A 17,038-nucleotide genomic window follows, 5' to 3' on the forward strand; every position below is an offset into this window, starting at 1 on the left:
CGCCGGTTTTGGCCGCACTACGTGTGCTTTGGGCACAATACGCCCCTTCGTGCTTTGCTTCAGCCTCTGGATAAAAACCATGCACCGCTGTTTGCCATCCTCACCCCGCCCTGCCGCAATATTGCGTGCCGGCATGCTGGCGCTTGGCCTGTTGCTGCCGCTGGCCGGCGCCCAGGCGCAGGTCGCCCCGCCAGAGAACGGCGTGCAGGCGCGCACCTTCCCGCCTGCGGCGCTGCGCGGCCATGTCAGCTTCTCGGGCCTGCGCAGCGCGCAGCTCAACGGCAACGACGTGCGCGTCGCGCCCGGCCTGCGCGTGTTCGACGCCCGCAACCACCTGGTCACACCCACCACGCTGCGCGACCAGAAGCTTTTGGTGCACTACCTGATCGAGCCGTCCACCGGCATGCTGCAGACCGTCTGGATCCTGACGCGCGCCGAGGCGCGCCAGCCGCGCAGCGCGCCGGGCATGGTCGAGCGCAACTTCCGCTTCTCCTCCGAGCAGCAGCAGCGCTGAACGCGCGGCCGGCCCGCCACCCGCGAACACAGGTGCGCCGCCATGCGGCGCGCCGGCGCTTTGCGACCGCGCTGGCGGCCACTCCCCCTTTTGTCGAAAGCCCCCACATGACCAAGAAAGTCTTCATCAAAACCTTTGGCTGCCAGATGAACGAGTACGACTCGCAGAAGATGGCCGACGTGCTGCACATGGCCGAGGGCTATGAGCCCACCGACGACCCCGAGGCCGCCGACCTGGTGCTGTTCAACACCTGCTCGGTGCGCGAGAAGGCGCAGGAGAAGGTGTTCTCCGACCTGGGCCGGGTCAAGCACCTCAAGGAGCGCGGCGTGATGATTGGCGTGGGCGGGTGCGTGGCCAGCCAGGAGGGCGAGGAGATCATCAAGCGCGCGCCCTTCGTCGACGTGGTGTTTGGCCCGCAGACGCTGCACCGCCTGCCCGACCTGCTGAAAAAGCGCACGATCAACCACCGCCCGCAGGTGGACATCTCGTTTCCCGAGATCGAGAAGTTCGACCACCTGCCGCCGGCGCGCGTGGAGGGTGCGACGGCCTTCGTCTCGATCATGGAAGGCTGCTCCAAGTACTGCAGCTATTGCGTCGTTCCCTACACGCGCGGCGAGGAGGTGAGCCGCCCGTTCGAGGACGTGCTCACCGAGGTGGCGGGCCTGGCCGACCAGGGCGTCAAGGAAGTGACCCTGCTGGGCCAGAACGTCAACGCCTACCGCGGCCCGATGGGCGGCACGAGCGAGATTGCCGACTTTGCGCTGCTGCTGGAGTACGTCGCCGAAATCCCCGGAATCGAGCGCCTGCGCTACACCACCAGCCACCCCAACGAGTTCACACAGCGCCTGATCGAGGCGTATGCGCGCATCCCCAAGCTGGCCAACCACCTGCACCTGCCGGTGCAGCACGGCAGCGACCGCATCCTGTCGCTGATGAAGCGCGGCTACACCACGCTGCAATACAAGAGCACGATTCGCCAACTGCGCGCCATCCGCCCGGATCTGGCGATGAGCAGCGACTTCATCGTCGGCTTTCCGAGCGAGACCGACGAAGACTTCGCCAAGCTGATGCGGCTGATCGAGGACGTGCGCTTCGACAACTCGTTCAGCTTCATCTTCAGCCCGCGCCCGGGCACCCCCGCGGCCAACCTCAGCGACAAAACGCCGCAGGAGGTGAAGCTGCGCCGCCTGCAGGAGGTGCAGGCCGTCATCAACCGCAACATCCTGGAGATCAGCCAGGAGCGCGTGGGCACGGTGCAGCGCATCCTGGTCGAGGGCCACTCCAAGCGCGACGCGGGCGAGCTGATGGGCCGCACCGAGTGCAACCGCGTGGTCAACTTCCCTGGCGACGCGGCGCTGATCGGCCAGATGACCGACGTAAGGATCACCGAAGCGCGCACCTATACGCTGCGCGGGGAGCTGCTGGCTCCCCACTGAAGCGCACTGCGCATCAGGGTCAAAACCAGGTCTGCACCGCGGCGCTCACAAGCCCGTCGTCCTCGACGATGGGCATCCAGCGCCATTTGTCGAAAGTGGTGCAGGGATGGGAGATACCCAGCTCCACGCGCTCGCCCACTTGCGGCGCGGCGGCGTCAAAGTGCAGATAGGCGTGCTGGTCATTGAGCGCGGTGATGCGCCAGTGCGCTGGCGCTGGCTGCGGCTGCAGGCTGCCCGGCGCCGCGCGGCGCACTGGCACCGGCAGATCCAGGTCGTAGGACAGGTCGCGCTTGCCGCAGGCCAGCAGCGCAAGGCCGGGCTCGGGCACCGACTGCACCATGGCCCACACGGTCAGCGCCGGCTGCAGGCTGCTGGCCAGGCCCTGGCGCTGCTGCAGCAGACCCAGGTAGCGGTGGTAGTTGCCGTGGTCGTGCGTGACATAGCAGCCCGAGCGCAGCACGCCCTGCACCGTGCGCGACAGGCCGCGCGCCTGCAGCAGCGGAAGCACCAGGTCGAACACGGCCGAGCCGCCAGCCGACAGCAGCACCGGGTCGGTCGCGTCGCCATCCCACAGGTTTTCGGCGTCGCAGGCGTGCGCCAGCGCCAGGCAGCGCCGCACCAGGTCGGTGACCGCCGCGCTGTCGTGCGCGCTGTCGCCGTGCGCGGCAACGCCCTCGTAGCACTCGATGCCGGCCAGCCACACCGCACCACTCGCATGCAGCGCGCGCGCCAGCGCCAGTGCTTCGTCCTGGCTGCGGCAGCCGGTGCGCCGGCCGGCAACGCCCACCTCCAGCAGCACGTCCCACACCGGTGCAGCCAGGCCGCGCGCGCCGCGCTGCGCGGCCCATTGTTCGATCAGCGCCAGCTGCGCCAGCGAATCGACCAGAAACCACACGCGCAGGTCGGCGTGCGCCGCGCGCAGCCGCGCCAGGCCGTCCAGGTCGGCCGCCTGCAGCACCTGGTTGGCGATCACGATGCGGCGCGCGCCCGCCTGCACGCCAATGGCGACTTGCGCGACCGTGGCAAAGGTGAGGCCCCACGCGCCGGCCTGCAGCTGCAGCGCAAACAGCTGGGGCGACATCGTCGTCTTGCCGTGCGGCGCCAGCCACAGGCCGCGCCGGCTGGCCCAGTCCTGCATCCAGGCCAGGTTGTGCTCCAGCGCGCTGCGCCTGAGGACGGCCAGCGGCAGCGGCAGGTCGCCGGCCAGCACGTTCCAGCCGCGCGCGCCGATGTCCGCCGGCGCGCAAGGCGATGCGCCCAGCGGGTAGCCCTTGAGGCGGTCGGTCAGCGGCTGAATGGGCAGTGTGGCGTCGGCGGCGGTCATGAAAAGGCTCTCCATCAGGATGAGCCGGCCATTGTGCATCGCCGCTGCGCAGCGCCGGGCCCGATCGCTGCTACGCGCCCAGTCCCAGGCGCTGGCACAGCGCCTGCGTCGCGCCGCTCTGGTTCATCGTGTAGAAGTGCAGCGCCGGCGCACCGCCCGCGCGCAGGCGCTCGCACAGCTGGGTAACCACGTCCAGGCCGAAGGCGCGGATGCTGGCCACGTCATCGCCAAAGCCCTGCAGGCGCAGGCGGATCCAGCGCGGCACCTCGGCGCCGCAGGCGTCTGAGAAGCGCAGCAGCTGCGTGGCGCCCAGGATGGGCATGATGCCGGGCACGACCGGTACGTCCAGCCCCAGGCGGCGCGCGTCGTCGACGAAGCGGAAGTACGCATCGGCGTTGAAGAAATACTGGGTGATGGCAGAGCTGGCGCCCGCGCGCACCTTGGTGGCAAAGGCCTGCAGGTCGCTGTCGGCCGAGCGCGCCTGGGGGTGCACCTCGGGGTAGGCGGCCACTTCGATGTGGAAGTCGTCGCCGGTCTCGGCGCGGATGAAGGCCACCAGATCGCTGGCGTACTGGAAGTGGCCACCCATCCCATAGCCGCTGGGCAGGTCGCCGCGCAGCGCCACCAGGCGCTTGACGCCCATGGCCTTGAGCTCGGCCAGCTGCGCACGCACGCCGTCCTGCGTGGCGCCGATGCACGAGAAGTGCGACGCGCCATCCTGCCCCTCGGCCAGGATGGCGCGCACCGTGGCGAACGTGCCCTCCTGCGTGGAGCCGCCGGCGCCATAGGTGACCGAGCAGAACTGCGGCGAAAGCGCATACAACTGCTGGCGCACGACGCCCAGCTTGTCGGCGCCTTCGGGGGTCTTGGGGGGAAAGAACTCGAAACTGATCGGCAGGCTCATGCGGCCCTCCTGGCGTGTATGAAGAATTCGCGGTTGCCGTCGCCGCCAACAATGGCGCTGTCGTGCCAGCCGACGACCTGCAGGCCGGACTGCGCGCAAGCGCTGCGGATGCGCTGCTCGACCTGCGGGTAGAGGCTTGCGTCGCGCACGATGCCGCCCTTGCCGACCTGGCCCGGCTGCAACTCGAACTGAGGCTTGACCAGCATCAGCAGGTCACCGCCCGGCGCCAGCAGCGGCACCAGCGCCGGCAGCACCAGGGTCAGCGAGATGAAGGACAGGTCGCCGGTGACCAGGTCGAAGGCCATAGGCAGTTGCACTTCGCGGCGATCCGCACGGCGCCGACGCTGCGTGGGCAATTGGCCCTCGGCGCGCGCCTGGGCCTTGGCGGATCGTTCGGCCTTGAAGGCCTCGATCTCGTGCTCCTTGGCGTCGCGGCTGTCGTCGTAGTCGTCGTCGACCATGCCGCCGTTGCGCATCCATGCATAGGGCGCCTCGGGCAGGGTGTCGTTGTCGTCGGGGTCGAGCTCGACGCGCTCGCCCAGCGCTTCCTCGCAGGCGTCGAGCAGCGCGTCCAGCGTCAGGTGGCGCGCGTTCAGCCCTTCGACAGCAACCACGCGCACGTCCTGGCGCAGCCTGTCGTGCAGCTGGCCCTGGCCGACATCGACGCCCACGACCTGGGCGGCGCCCGCCTGCAGCAGGCAGTCGGTGAAGCCGCCGGTGCTCTGGCCCAGATCCAGGCAGTGCAGGCCTGTCACTTGCAGGCCGCAGGCGGCCAGCGCACCTTCAAGCTTGAGCCCGCCGCGCGAGAGGTAGCGGGTTTCGGAATCATCGAGCAACTGCAGCTGGGCGCCCCGGGGAATGTCGTCGCCGTTCTTGGCAACCTTGTTCCAGGGCAGGCCCTCGGCCAGGCGCCACTGCACGCCGGCGGCAATCAGGCGCTGGGCCTGCGAGCGGGTCGCGGCGTGGCCGCCTTCGACCAGGAAAACATCGGCGCGCATGGCGCTGTCCTTTATGAATCAAATGGGCCGCAGCGCTTGTCCAGCAAGCACAAGCAGCCATGGTTTTGCATTCACCCCTTCCCCTTTTGAGGGAAGGCCGGGATGGGCCAGCCCGGTCAACGCCGCCAGCCCCCACCCCAACCCTCCCCCAGCGGGGGAGGGAGCAGTACCTCAATAGCGGTAGGTCTCGCTCTTGTACGGCCCAGCCTTGCTCACACCGATATAGGCGGCCTGCGCGTCGGTCAGCTCGGTCAGTTGCGCGCCGACCTTCTTGAGGTGCAGACGCGCCACCTTCTCGTCGAGGATCTTTGGCAGCACGTAGACCTTGCCGGCCTGGTACGCATCCGGGCGCGTGTACAGCTCGATCTGCGCCAGCGTCTGGTTGGCAAACGAGTTGCTCATCACGAAGCTCGGGTGGCCGGTGGCGCAGCCCAGGTTCACCAGGCGGCCCTTGGCCAGCAGGATGATGCGGCGGCCAGACGGGAAGATGACGTGATCGACCTGGGGCTTGATCTCCTCCCACTGGCAGTGTTCTTCCAGCTGCGCAACCTGGATCTCGTTGTCGAAGTGGCCGATGTTGCAGACGATGGCCTCGTTCTTCATGGCCTGCATGTGCTCGAAGGTGATGACGTCGCGGTTGCCCGTGGTGGTCACGAAGATGTCGCACTTGTCGGCCGCGTATTCCATGGTCACCACGCGGTAGCCCTCCATCGCCGCCTGCAGCGCGTTGATGGGATCGACCTCGGTCACCCAGACCTGGGCGGAAAGTGCCCGCAGCGCCTGGGCCGAGCCCTTGCCCACGTCGCCATAGCCCGCCACGCAGGCCACCTTGCCGGCAATCATCACGTCGGTGGCGCGCTTGATGCCGTCCACCAGCGATTCGCGGCAGCCGTAGAGGTTGTCAAACTTGCTCTTGGTGACCGAGTCGTTGACGTTGATCGCGCGGAACAGGAGCTGGCCCTTGGCCGACATCTCGTTCAGACGGTGCACGCCCGTCGTCGTCTCCTCGGTCACGCCCATGATCTGCGCGCTCTTGCGGCTGTACCAAGTGGGGTCCTGGGCAAGCTTGGCGCGGATCGCGGCGAAGACGATTTTTTCTTCCTCGCTGCCCGGGTTGGCCAGCACCGACAGATCCTTCTCGGCGCGCTGGCCCAGGTGCATCAGCATGGTGGCGTCGCCGCCATCGTCCAGGATCATGTTCGGGCCTTCGCCCTCAGCGCCCTTGGGGCCGAATTCAAAGATGGCGTGCGTGTAGTCCCAGTAGTCTTTCAGCGATTCGCCCTTGATGGCGAACACCGGCACGCCGGTGGCGGCAATCGCGGCGGCGGCGTGATCCTGCGTGGAGAAGATGTTGCACGAGGCCCAGCGCACGTCGGCGCCCAGCGCTTTGAGCGTCTCGATCAGCACGGCGGTCTGGATCGTCATGTGCAGGCTGCCGGTGATGCGCGCGCCCTTGAGGGGCTGCGCTGCGGCAAATTCCTCGCGCACTGCCATCAGGCCGGGCATTTCGGTTTCGGCGATGCGAATTTCCTTGCGGCCCCAGTCGGCCAGGGTGATGTCGGCAATGGCCGAGTCGTGGGCTTTGAATGCTGCGCTCATGGTGGCGTCCTTCTGCGAAGAATGGAAAAACCACGCGCCTGGGGAAATGGAAGATACCGCTCACCGCACAGGACTGGCGTGGGTGAGCGTCGTTGCAAGAATGGGTTCCGAGCCTCACGCCCCGCCGAAACTGGGGACGCTGCAACGCTCCTCGGAAAAGCCGTGGATTATACCGGCGCGCCCCACGCCGGGCCCGGCACCGTAAAATCATGCCCCACCGCCGGGGCCGCCGCCCCGCTTTTCATTTTTGCCGCGTGTCGCCATCGCACCCCGGCACAGCCCCACTGAACCGATCGTGTCCTACGCTTCCGAGACCCGGCGCCGCCGCACCTTTGCCATCATCTCCCACCCCGACGCCGGCAAGACCACGCTGACGGAAAAGCTGCTGCTGTTCTCGGGCGCCATCCAGATCGCCGGCGCCGTCAAGGGCCGCAAGGCCAGCCGCCACGCCACCTCCGACTGGATGGAGATCGAGAAGCAGCGCGGCATCTCGGTCGCGTCCAGCGTGATGCAGATGAGCTACCGCGACCACGTCATCAACCTGCTGGACACGCCCGGCCACAAGGATTTTTCCGAGGACACCTACCGCGTGCTCACCGCGGTCGACTCGGCGCTGATGGTGATCGACGCCGCCAACGGCGTGGAGGAAATGACCCGCCGCCTGATCGAGGTCTGCCGCCAGCGCGATACGCCCATCATCAGCTTCGTCAACAAGATGGATCGCGAGGTGCGCGACCCGCTGGACATCCTGGACGAGGTGGAGCGCGAGCTCGGCATGCCCTGCTGCCCCATGACCTGGCCCGTGGGCCAGGGCAAGCAGTTCGGCGGCATCATCGACCTGCGCACGCAGAGCATGACGGTGTTCGAGGCCGGCAGCGAAAAGCGTCCGCAGGACTTCGAGGTCATCCCCTTGAGCGAAACCGACACGCTGCGCGCGCGCTTTGGCCGCACGTTCGACGAGGCGCTGGAGAGCATGGAGCTGGCCGTCGGCGCATCAAGCGAATGGAGCCATGAGCAATTCCTGGCCGCCAAGCTCACGCCGGTGTTCTTCGGCTCGGGCGTGAACAACTTTGGCGTGCAGGAAGTGCTCAACGCCGTGGTCGACATGTCGCCGCCGCCCGGCCCGCGCATTGCCTTCCAGGAGGTCAACCGCGAGCGCCAGCAGGTCACGATCCACCCCGAGGACAAAGGCTTTGCCGGCGTGGTCTTCAAGGTGCAGGCCAACATGGACGCCAACCACCGCGACCGCATCGCCTTCGTGCGCGTGGCCAGCGGCAAATACACCCCGGGCATGAAGATGCGCGTGCAGCGCACCGGCAAGGAGTTGCGCCCGACTTCCGTCGTCACCTTCATGAGCCAGCGGCGCGAGGCGGTCGACGAGGCCTACGCCGGCGACATCATCGGCTTCACCATCCACGGCGGCGTGCAGCTGGGCGACTCGATCACCGACGGCCCCAGCCTGCAATTCACCGGCCTGCCCTTCTTCGCGCCCGAGATGTTCATGACCGTGGTGCTGAAGAACCCGCTGCGCTCCAAGCAGCTGCAGCAAGGCCTGATGGAGCTGGGCGAGGAAGGCGCGATCCAGGTCTTCAAGCCCGACGCCGGCGGCAACATGCTGCTTGGCGCCGTGGGCCAGCTGCAGTTCGAGGTGGTGCAGCACCGCCTGAAGACCGAATACGACTGCGACATCCGCCTGGAAGGCTGCCAGTACACCGGCGCGCGCTGGATCACCGCCGACACGCCGGCCGAGCTGCGCGAATTCGAGAACGCCTACCCGCTGCGCCTGGCGCACGACGCGGCGGGCACCCTGGCCTATCTGTGCACCAGCCCGTATGACGTGCGCCTGGCGCAGGAGCGCTTTCCGAAGATCCACTTCCATCCGCTGCGCGAGCATGCGGGGCTGGCGCTGGGCAACATGCATTGAGCGCATACGGCAGCAGGCACCCGCGTCTGCTTTGCGCCACAACCCACGGCCCGCACGGGCCGTTTTTTGCTGGGCGCACCAGTGATGACCGGAGGGCATTTTCGGCAATCGTTATATCAATATGAGCATTTAATCTTGGATTCTTAAAAGCATCCCAGGTACAAAAGCGGCCTTGCCCAGGGATTTCCGCCATGTACCAATACACAGAATTCGACCAGCAGTTCGTCACGCTGCGTGCCCAGCAATTCCGCGACCAGCTACAGCGCTGGGAGCAGGGCCAGCTGAGTGAAGACCAGCTGCTGCCGCTGCGCCTGCAAAACGGCTGGTACATCCAGCGTTACGCGCCGATGGCGCGCATCGCCGTGCCCTATGGCGAGATCAGCAGCACGCAATTGCGCATGCTCGCGCGCATCGCCCGTGAATACGACCGGCCCGATCCCGAGCTGCTGGCCCACGCCCAGGCCACGCAGGACGCGCTGGAAGCGTCGCAGCCGGGCGCCACGCTTGCCGCGCCCAAGCTGCGCTACGGCTACGGCCACTTCACCACGCGCACCAACTGCCAGTTCAACTGGATCCCGCTGTCCAAGGCCGCCGACGTGATGGAGCTGCTGGCCAGCGTGCAGATGCACGGCATCCAGACCAGCGGCAACGACATTCGCAACATCAACTGCGACGCCTGGGAGGGCATTGCCGCCGACAGCATCGTCGACTGCCGCCCATTCGCCGAGATCACCCGCCAATGGAGCTCGCTGCACCCCGAGTTCAGCTACCTGCCGCGCAAGTTCAAGATCTCGTTCAACGGCGCGCAGGAAGACCGCGCCGCGCTGCGCTGGTACGACATCGGCCTGCAAGGCAGGCTGAACGACGCTGGCGAGACGGGCTTCACCGTGCTGGTCGGCGGCGGCATGGGGCGCACGCCGATCACCGGCACCGTGGTGCGCGACTTCCTGCCCTGGCCGCAGCTGCTCAACTACATCGAGGCCATCGTGCGCACCTACAACGCCTATGGCCGGCGCGACAACAAGTGGAAGGCGCGCATCAAGATCCTGGTCAAGGCCGAGGGCCAGGCCTTCATCGATGCGGTCGAAAAAGAGTTCCAGGCAATCACCGAGCTGGACGGCGCGCCGCACACCATCACCCAGGCCGAGCTCGACCGCGTGGCGCGCCACTTCGTCGTGCCGCCGCTGGCGCCGGCCAATGTGGTCAGCAACATCGACCCCAAAGGCTCCCTGTTCCTGCGCTGGCTGGCGCAGAACGTGCGCGGCCACAAGCTGGCGGGCATGAAGACCGTGATGCTGTCCTTCAAGCGCCCCGGCTTTGCGCCGGGCGACGCCGACGCGCAGACGATGGAGGCGCTGGCCGACCTGGCCGAGCAGTTCTCCGCCGGCGAGGCGCGCCTGACGCACGAGCAGAACCTTCTTCTGCCCTGGGTGTTCGAGGCCGACCTGCCGGCGCTGTACCAGGCGGCGTACAAGCTGGGCCTGGCCACGCCCAACATCGGCCTGATCAGCGACATGATCGCCTGCCCCGGCGGCGACTTCTGCTCGCTGGCCAACGCGCGCACGCTGCACATCGCGGCAGCCGTGCTCGAGCGCTACCAGGACCTGGACGAGCAGCTGGACATAGGCCCCATCGACCTGCACATGAGCGGCTGCATCAACAGCTGCGGCCACCACCACAGCGGCCACATCGGCGTGCTCGGCGTCGACAAGGACGGCAAGGAGTGGTACCAGGTCACGCTCGGCGGCGCCGACGGCAGCACGCAGTCCGGCCCCGCCGTCGGCGGCAAGGTCGTCGGCCCGGCGTTCACCGCCGCCGAGGTGCCCGACGTCGTCGAGGCGCTGCTCGCCACCTACCGCCAGCTGCGCGAGAGCGGCGAGTCGTTCATCGACGCGCTGCGCCGCATCGGCCACCAGCCATTCAAGGAAGCGGCCAACGCCGCACGCCATCCCCGGGAAGAAGCCCTGGAAATCTGAGAGGAATCGCCATGCACATCATCGCCAACGACGAAGTCAGCGCCGAGCCGGACGCACCACACACCCTGCCGATCGCCAACGACGCGGACATCGCCGAGCTGGTGGCCAGCGGCGCGCTGGACGGCGTGCAGCGCGTCGAGCTGCACTTCCCCAAGTTCACCGACGGGCGCGCCTACACCCAGGCCGTGCTGCTGCGCCGGCGCTACCACTTCGCCGGCGACATCCGCGCCACCGGTGACGTGCTGATCGACCAGCTGGTGCACATGCAGCGCAGCGGCTTCTCCAGCGCGGTGCTCGCCGAGGGCGTTCAGGCCAGTGCCGCGCAGCGCCAGTTTGCGCGCTACGCCAGCTTCTACCAGGGCGACGTGAGCGAGCCGCGCCCGCTGTTCGCCCGCCAGGCAGCCGAGGCCGCGCTGTGGGAGGCGGCATGAACGCCGCCTTTGCCAGCACGCTCGACCGCCTGGTGCAGATCTCGGCTGTTGCGCTGTTTGCCAAGGCCAGCAGCGACTACGGCCGCAAACTGCAGCAAGCCCAGGACACGCTGCGCCAGGCCGCGGCGCTGGGCACCGTCGTGCAGGCCAACAGCCTGGGCGTGGAAGACATGGTGATCACCCACATCGCGCAGCAGCTGGGTCTGCAGATCCCCGTCTTCGTGCTCGATACCGGGCGGCTGCACACCGAGACGCTGGCGCTGCTCGAACGCCTGCAGGCGCAGGACGGCGTGCAGGTCACCGTCTACCACCCCCGCCCCGACGCGGTGCGCGACTACATCCGCACGCACGGCCAGGACGCGTTCTACGAAAGCGTGCAACTGCGCCACCTGTGCTGCGACATCCGCAAGATGGAGCCGCTGGCGCGCGCGCTCGACGGCAAGAAGGGCTGGATCACCGGCCTGCGCCGCGAGCAGTCCACCGCACGCGGCGCCGCGCCCCTGGTCGACACCAGCGAGGCGCGCACCAAGTTCAACCCGCTGGCGCACTGGACGCAGGGCGACGTCTGGCACTACGTGGCCGGGCACAAGGTGGACACCAACCCGCTGCACGACCAGTTCTACCCCAGCATCGGCTGCGCCCCCTGCACCCGCCCGGTCACGCTGGGCGAAGACCCCCGCTCAGGCCGCTGGTGGTGGGAAAACAATGACCTTCGCGAATGCGGCTTGCACGTCAAGCGGCGTTCGGCGCCGCAAGGCGCAGGCGATGCGCGCAGCGCAGCGACCGAGGGCATTGTTTCGGCGCAGGCTCATGCCGCCGCAGGCGGCGTGAAGGGCACGCAGTGACCGGCCGCAGCCAAACCAACAACCTTCGCGAATGCGGCTTGCACGTCAAGCGGCAAGCCAAGCCGCAGGCACATGCCGCAGCCACACCTTCGCCATCGATCACGGACAACACTTTATGAACGCCCGCACCGAGCCCCATCTGCTGGCCACCGTCAGCAACCACCACCTGGACGCGCTGGAGGAAGAGACCATCTTCATCCTGCGCGAGGTCGCCGCCAGCTTCGAGCGCCCGGCACTGCTGTTCTCCGGCGGCAAGGACTCGCTCGTCATGCTGCGCTGCGCCGAAAAGGCCTTTGGCGCCGGCCGCCTGCCGTTTCCGCTGCTGATGATCGACACCGGCCACAACTTCCCCGAAGTGCTGGCCTTTCGCGACCGGCGCGCCGCCGAGCTGGGCGCCGAGCTGATCGTGCGCAGCGTCGAGGACTCGATGGCGCGCGGCACGGTGCGCCTGGCGCGCGAGGACGAGCCGCGCAACGCCCACCAGTCGGTCACGCTGCTCGAAGCCGTCGAGGAGCTGCGCTTTGACGCGCTGATCGGCGGCGCGCGCCGCGACGAGGAGAAGGCGCGCGCCAAGGAGCGCATCTTCAGCCACCGCGACGGCTTCGGCCAGTGGCAGCCCAAGGCGCAGCGCCCCGAGCTGTGGACGCTGTTCAACACCCGCATCGCCCCGGGCGAGCACTTTCGCGTCTTCCCGATCAGCAACTGGACCGAGCTGGACGTGTGGCAGTACATCGAGCGCGAGCGCATCGCCCTGCCCTCGCTGTACTACGCACACCAGCGCGAGGTCGTCGAGCGCCGCGGCCTGCTGGTGCCGGTCACGCCGCTGACCCCGGCGCGGGACGGCGAGCAGGTGCAGCAACTGAGCGTGCGCTTTCGCACCCTGGGCGACATCACCTGCACCTGCCCGGTCGCAAGCCTGGCGGACACGCCGGCGGCCATCGTGCAGGAGACGCTGGCCACCGCGGTGAGCGAGCGCGGCGCCACGCGCATGGACGACAAGACGAGCGAAGCCTCGATGGAAAAACGCAAGCGCGACGGTTATTTTTGAGACGGCACACACCATGACGACCATCCTGCCCCCCACCTCTGCCGCAGCCGCGCAGGCCAGCCTCGGCGCTGCCGACGACGCGGCCGCACCCGCGCTGCGCTTCATCACCTGCGGCAGCGTCGACGACGGCAAGAGCACGCTGATCGGGCGCCTGCTGGTGGACAGCCGCAGCGCGCTGCAAGACCAGATCGCCGGCGCCAGCAAGTCCGGCGAGGTCGACCTGGCCCAGCTCACCGACGGCCTGGCCGCCGAGCGCGAGCAGGGCATCACCATCGACGTCGCCTGGCGCTACTTCGCCACCGAGGCGCGCAAATTCATCATCGGCGACGCGCCCGGCCACGAGCAGTACACGCGCAACATGGTCACCGCCGCCTCGCAGGCGGACGCCGCCATCGTGCTGGTCGACGCCACCAAGCTCGACTGGGCCAACCCCGGCCTGCAACTGCTGGCGCAAACGCGCCGCCACAGCCTGCTGGTGCAGCTGCTGCGCGTGCCCGCGCTGGTGTTCGCCGTCAACAAGCTCGACGCGGTGGACGACCCGGCGCTGGCGTTTGCGCACATCCGCGCCGCGCTGACGCAGTTCGCGCAGGACGCGGGCCTGGCCGTCGCGGCCACCGTGCCCATCTCGGCGCTCAAGGGCTGGAACGTGGTGGCGCCGCACGCCCCATGGTGCGGCTACACCGGCCCCAGCCTGCTGCAGCTGCTCGAAGGCCTTCCCGCGACCGCGGCAGACGCCCATCTGCCGCTGGCGTTTCCGGTGCAGTGGGTCGAGAAATTCTCCGACTCCAGCGACACCTCGCAGGGCCGGCGCGTGTTCTGGGGCCGCGTGGCTGCCGGCCGTATCGCACCGGGCACGGCCGTGCAGGTCTTTCCCGGCGGCCAGCGCGCCACCGCCGCGCGCGTGCTCAGTGCCACGCGCCAGAGCCAGGACGGCCAGGACGCCACGGCCGGCCTGAGCGCTGGCGTGGTGCTGGATCGCGAGGTCGACGTCTCGCGCGGCGACTGGCTGCTGGCCGTCGGTGAAGCCGCATCCGCCACGGCTGACGACTGGGACACGCCAGAGCCCACCAGTGCCTGGCCCGCCCAGCGCCAACTGCACGCCACCGTCGCGTGGATGGACGACCAGCCGCTGGTCGTCGGCCGCGCCTACTGGGCGCTGCACGGCCACCGCTGGGTCAAGGCCAAGGTGCAGACTGTCGCGCACCAGCTGGACGTGCACACGCTTGAGCAGCGCGAGGCCGACACGCTGGCAGCGGGCGCCATCGGCCGGGTGCAGCTGCTGCTGCAAGAGCCCATCCCGGCCGCGCCCTTCGCGCAGGCGCGCCGGCTCGGCGCGATGATTCTGGTCGACACCGCCAGCCACGCCACCGCCGGCGCCGTGCTGATCGACTGAGCCCGAAGGTGGTTCTTTCATAGGCGGCGGTGGCCGCCGCCCTACACTCGCGGCCATGGAACAACCCGCGCCGCAGCAACCCACCGCCATCGTCCTGTTCGCCCACGGCTCGCGCGACCCGCTCTGGGCGCGCACGCTGGACGACCTGCAGGCGGCGCTGCAGCAGCAGGCCGCCGCCCAGGGCCGCCCGCTTGCCGTCGTCCAGGCCTTTCTGGAGCTGATGCAGCCGCCGCTGCCCCAGGCGCTGCACGCGCTGGCCCAGCAGGGCCACCGCCACGTCGGCCTGCTGCCCGTCTTCTGGGCCGAGGGCAGCCATGTGCGCCGCGACCTGCCTGCCCTCGTCGCCCAGGCGCAGCAGCAGCATCCAGGGTTGCAGGTGCAGGTCTGGCCCGTGCTCTCGCGCTGGCCCGGACTGCTGGACTGGCTCGCCGGCCAGGCGCTGGCGCGACCATAAGACCTAAACTGCCCGCTGCCGGCACTGCCCGGCTTTTCTTTTGGATTGCCTGTGACCCCCACGCTTTTTCGCCCCCTCTCGCCTCTGTCCACCTGGAGCGTTCCCGCCGACCTGCTGGGCGTGCTGACCGACATCGACGACACGCTGACCACCGAGGGCGCCGTGCCCGACGACGTAGTCAGCGCCATGGCGCGGCTGCGCCGGGCGGGCCTGCACCTGATCGCCATCACCGGCCGCCCGCTGGGCTGGAGCCGCCCGTTTGCAGCCGACTGGCCGATCGACGCCATCGTGGCCGAGAACGGCGCTGCCGCGCTGGTGCACGACGCCGCCGGCGGCCAGCTGCGCACGCTGTACCAGCAGGACGCGGCCACGCGCGCTGCCAATTACGCACGCATGCAGCAGGTGCTGGCGCAGATCGAGGCGCAGGTGCCGGGCGCGCGGCGCGCGCAGGATTCGAGCGGGCGCGAATGCGACATCGCCATCGATCACAGCGAGTTCACCCAGCTGCCGCAGGCCGCCATCGACCAGTGCGTTCAGCGCATGCGCGAAGCCGGCATGCACGCCAGCGTCAGCTCGATCCACATCAACGGCTGGTATGGCGAGCACAACAAATGGGAGGGCGCGCGCTGGATCGTGCGCACGCTCTTGCAGCGCGACGTGGACGCCGAGCGCGGCCGCTGGGCCTACATTGGCGACTCGACCAACGACCAGCTGATGTTCGAGCACTTCCCGCACAGCATCGGCGTGGCCAACATCGCACGCTTCGTACCGCAACTGGACCACCTGCCGCGCTACGTCACGCCCAGCGAGCGCGGAGCCGGCTTCATCGAGTTGGCCGAGCACCTGCTGGCGGCGCGCGCCCCGTCAAGCCACCCCCACAATCCCCAGAAATAGTCCGTTTGGAGTCATTCGTGGAGTCGAGTGCAGGGGATGCGCCGAGCGCAGGCGCAACTGCTGCGGCGCCGCGCCCAACGCATTTCGCGCGCTAAAGCGGGCCTTGCTGTTCGTGGGTCTGCAAATACGCCCACAGCGACTGCGCCAGCCCCTTGTCCTCGATCTCCTTGCGCGAGGGCTTCTCGCGGTACAGGCGCACATCCATCACCAGCTGCAGCGGCGGCGCGCCAGCGGGCACGGCGTTGACCAGCAGGCCCTGCTCCAGTTCCTGGCGCACAGCGCTGTGCGGCAAGAACGCCACGCCGTGGCCCTGCAGCGCCATGGCCTTCAGGCCCTCGGCCATGTCGGTCTCATACACCCGGTCCAGGTGCACCGGCGCGCTGGCCTGCTGCAGGATCAGGTCGGTCAGCCGCCCCAGGTAGGCGCCCGGCGCATAGCCCAGGTAGGGCAGCAGCGCGTCGGCGCGCCCGGGCAGCACGAAGCGCGGTCGCCCCTCGCCCGCCGGCACCGAGTACGGCGCCAGCGACTCCTCGCCCAGGCTCACCATGTCGTAGCGCGAGGCGTCGAGCTGAATGGGCTGCGATTCGTGGTGGTAGGCCACCAGCAGGTCGCAGCCGCCCTCGACCAGGCGCATCACCGCGTCATGCACGTTGAGCGCAATCAACCGGCTCTTGAACGGGCCAAAACCCTGGTGCAGGTTGGACACCCAGGTCGGAAAGAAGGTGAACGCCAGCGTGTGCGGCACCGCAAACTCCAGCATGTCGTCGCCCGCGCCGGTGTGCGCGCGCAGCACCGCACGCGTGTTGTGCAGCGACTGCAGCACCTCCATGGCCTGGTCGTACAGCGTGTGGCCGGCCGCGGTCAGCCGCGTGGGGTAGGAGCTGCGGTCGACCAGGTCGGTGCCGGCCCAGGCCTCCAGCGCCTGGATGCGGCGCGAGAACGCCGGCTGCGTGACATGGCGCAGCTGCGCCGAGCGGCTGAAGCTGCGCGTCTCGGCCAGGCTGACGAAATCTTCAAGCCATTTGGTTTCCATGGGAATGCATTATCCTGCGCCGCCGTCCGCCGGTGCGACGCCCCGATGGGCCGGCAGGGCGATTGGCCGCGCAACATTCCCCGGGAACACCCTTGCCCGGAGCGCGCCGTTTTTGAAGGCACAATCAAAAGCGCTTTGCGCCACCCGGGATCGGCCCGCGCGCTGGCTGCGGCTCCTGTGGATCGATCTCGCTGGCAAACGACACGACTGCCGCTGCCAGATCCCGCTACGCTCCCGGGCCACACCCTGATTTTTTCTCCCGCCT

15 protein-coding genes and 1 riboswitch are annotated in these 17,038 nt (G+C 68.6%); of the genes, 10 read left to right on the forward strand and 5 right to left on the reverse strand.

What is annotated here, in order from left to right; all coding sequences use genetic code 11:
* Positions 1-133 precede the first annotated feature (133 nt).
* Together ABD767_RS01630 and miaB are read left to right on the forward strand one after the other, a co-directional pair.
* Positions 134-514 carry a hypothetical protein gene (locus tag ABD767_RS01630; protein ID WP_103043684.1) on the forward strand — a complete coding sequence of 127 codons (381 nt, stop codon included), beginning with the start codon at positions 134-136 and terminating at the stop codon, positions 512-514.
* A 107-nt stretch (positions 515-621) separates the two neighbouring features.
* Positions 622-1,950 (forward strand): tRNA (N6-isopentenyl adenosine(37)-C2)-methylthiotransferase MiaB, encoded by a 1,329-nt coding sequence (gene miaB, locus ABD767_RS01635; protein WP_103043643.1) that lies wholly within the window; start codon positions 622-624, stop codon positions 1,948-1,950.
* Positions 1,951-1,969: 19 nt separating this feature from the next.
* Here the strand turns inward: miaB and ABD767_RS01640 are convergent, their stop codons facing one another.
* The 4 genes from ABD767_RS01640 to ahcY all read right to left on the reverse strand — a co-directional run bounded on the left by ABD767_RS01640 (position 1,970) and on the right by ahcY (position 6,775).
* Positions 1,970-3,274, reverse strand: a complete 1,305-nt coding sequence (locus ABD767_RS01640) for a type III PLP-dependent enzyme domain-containing protein (RefSeq protein WP_344867855.1) — start codon at positions 3,272-3,274, stop codon at positions 1,970-1,972.
* A gap of 70 nt (positions 3,275-3,344) precedes the next feature.
* Positions 3,345-4,178 carry a methylenetetrahydrofolate reductase [NAD(P)H] gene (metF, locus tag ABD767_RS01645; RefSeq protein WP_103043642.1) on the reverse strand — a complete coding sequence of 278 codons (834 nt, stop codon included), beginning with the start codon at positions 4,176-4,178 and terminating at the stop codon, positions 3,345-3,347.
* Positions 4,175-5,176: an SAM-dependent methyltransferase gene (locus tag ABD767_RS01650; protein WP_103043641.1), complete on the reverse strand. Its 1,002-nt coding sequence runs from the start codon at positions 5,174-5,176 to the stop codon at positions 4,175-4,177. The genes metF and ABD767_RS01650 overlap by 4 nt, the downstream gene beginning before the upstream one ends.
* A 171-nt stretch (positions 5,177-5,347) precedes the next feature.
* Positions 5,348-6,775, reverse strand: a complete 1,428-nt coding sequence (ahcY, locus tag ABD767_RS01655) for an adenosylhomocysteinase (protein ID WP_103043640.1) — start codon at positions 6,773-6,775, stop codon at positions 5,348-5,350.
* 77 nt (positions 6,776-6,852) lie between these two features.
* A riboswitch (S-adenosyl-L-homocysteine riboswitch) is annotated at positions 6,853-6,934 on the reverse strand.
* Between the two features lie 136 nt (positions 6,935-7,070).
* Between ahcY and ABD767_RS01660 the strand changes: the two genes are divergently transcribed.
* From ABD767_RS01660 to ABD767_RS01695, 8 genes are all read left to right on the forward strand, one after another.
* Positions 7,071-8,699: a peptide chain release factor 3 gene (locus ABD767_RS01660; protein WP_103043639.1), complete on the forward strand. Its 1,629-nt coding sequence runs from the start codon at positions 7,071-7,073 to the stop codon at positions 8,697-8,699.
* A 191-nt stretch (positions 8,700-8,890) separates the two neighbouring features.
* Complete coding sequence (locus ABD767_RS01665; RefSeq protein WP_103043638.1) at positions 8,891-10,675, forward strand: nitrite/sulfite reductase; 1,785 nt, start codon at positions 8,891-8,893, stop codon at positions 10,673-10,675.
* Between the two features lie 11 nt (positions 10,676-10,686).
* A complete protein-coding gene (locus tag ABD767_RS01670; protein WP_103043637.1) occupies positions 10,687-11,106 on the forward strand; it encodes a DUF934 domain-containing protein in 420 nt (139 codons plus the stop codon).
* Positions 11,103-11,951, forward strand: coding sequence for a phosphoadenylyl-sulfate reductase (locus ABD767_RS01675; protein ID WP_103043636.1), 849 nt, complete (start codon positions 11,103-11,105; stop codon positions 11,949-11,951). Before ABD767_RS01670 ends, ABD767_RS01675 begins: the two co-directional genes overlap by 4 nt.
* Before the next feature lie 115 nt (positions 11,952-12,066).
* The gene (gene cysD / locus ABD767_RS01680) at positions 12,067-12,999 is read left to right on the forward strand and encodes a sulfate adenylyltransferase subunit CysD (protein ID WP_103043635.1); all 933 of its coding nucleotides are present in this window, start codon (positions 12,067-12,069) and stop codon (positions 12,997-12,999) included.
* Between the two features lie 13 nt (positions 13,000-13,012).
* A complete protein-coding gene (locus tag ABD767_RS01685) occupies positions 13,013-14,392 on the forward strand; it encodes a GTP-binding protein (RefSeq protein WP_103043634.1) in 1,380 nt (459 codons plus the stop codon).
* A gap of 55 nt (positions 14,393-14,447) precedes the next feature.
* Entirely contained in the window at positions 14,448-14,846 is a 399-nt protein-coding gene (locus ABD767_RS01690; RefSeq protein ID WP_103043633.1) for a CbiX/SirB N-terminal domain-containing protein, read from the forward strand.
* Between the two features lie 51 nt (positions 14,847-14,897).
* On the forward strand, positions 14,898-15,740 hold the full coding sequence (locus ABD767_RS01695; protein WP_344867867.1) for an HAD family hydrolase: 843 nt from the start codon (positions 14,898-14,900) through the stop codon (positions 15,738-15,740).
* A 91-nt stretch (positions 15,741-15,831) separates the two neighbouring features.
* On the opposite strand, the gene ABD767_RS01700 is transcribed toward ABD767_RS01695, so the two are convergent.
* Complete coding sequence (locus tag ABD767_RS01700) at positions 15,832-16,773, reverse strand: LysR family transcriptional regulator (protein WP_103043632.1); 942 nt, start codon at positions 16,771-16,773, stop codon at positions 15,832-15,834.
* Positions 16,774-17,038 lie beyond the last annotated feature (265 nt).

It is taken from the genome of Comamonas faecalis (assembly GCF_039538025.1).
GTDB classification, from domain to species: Bacteria; Pseudomonadota; Gammaproteobacteria; order Burkholderiales; family Burkholderiaceae_C; genus Comamonas_C; species Comamonas_C faecalis.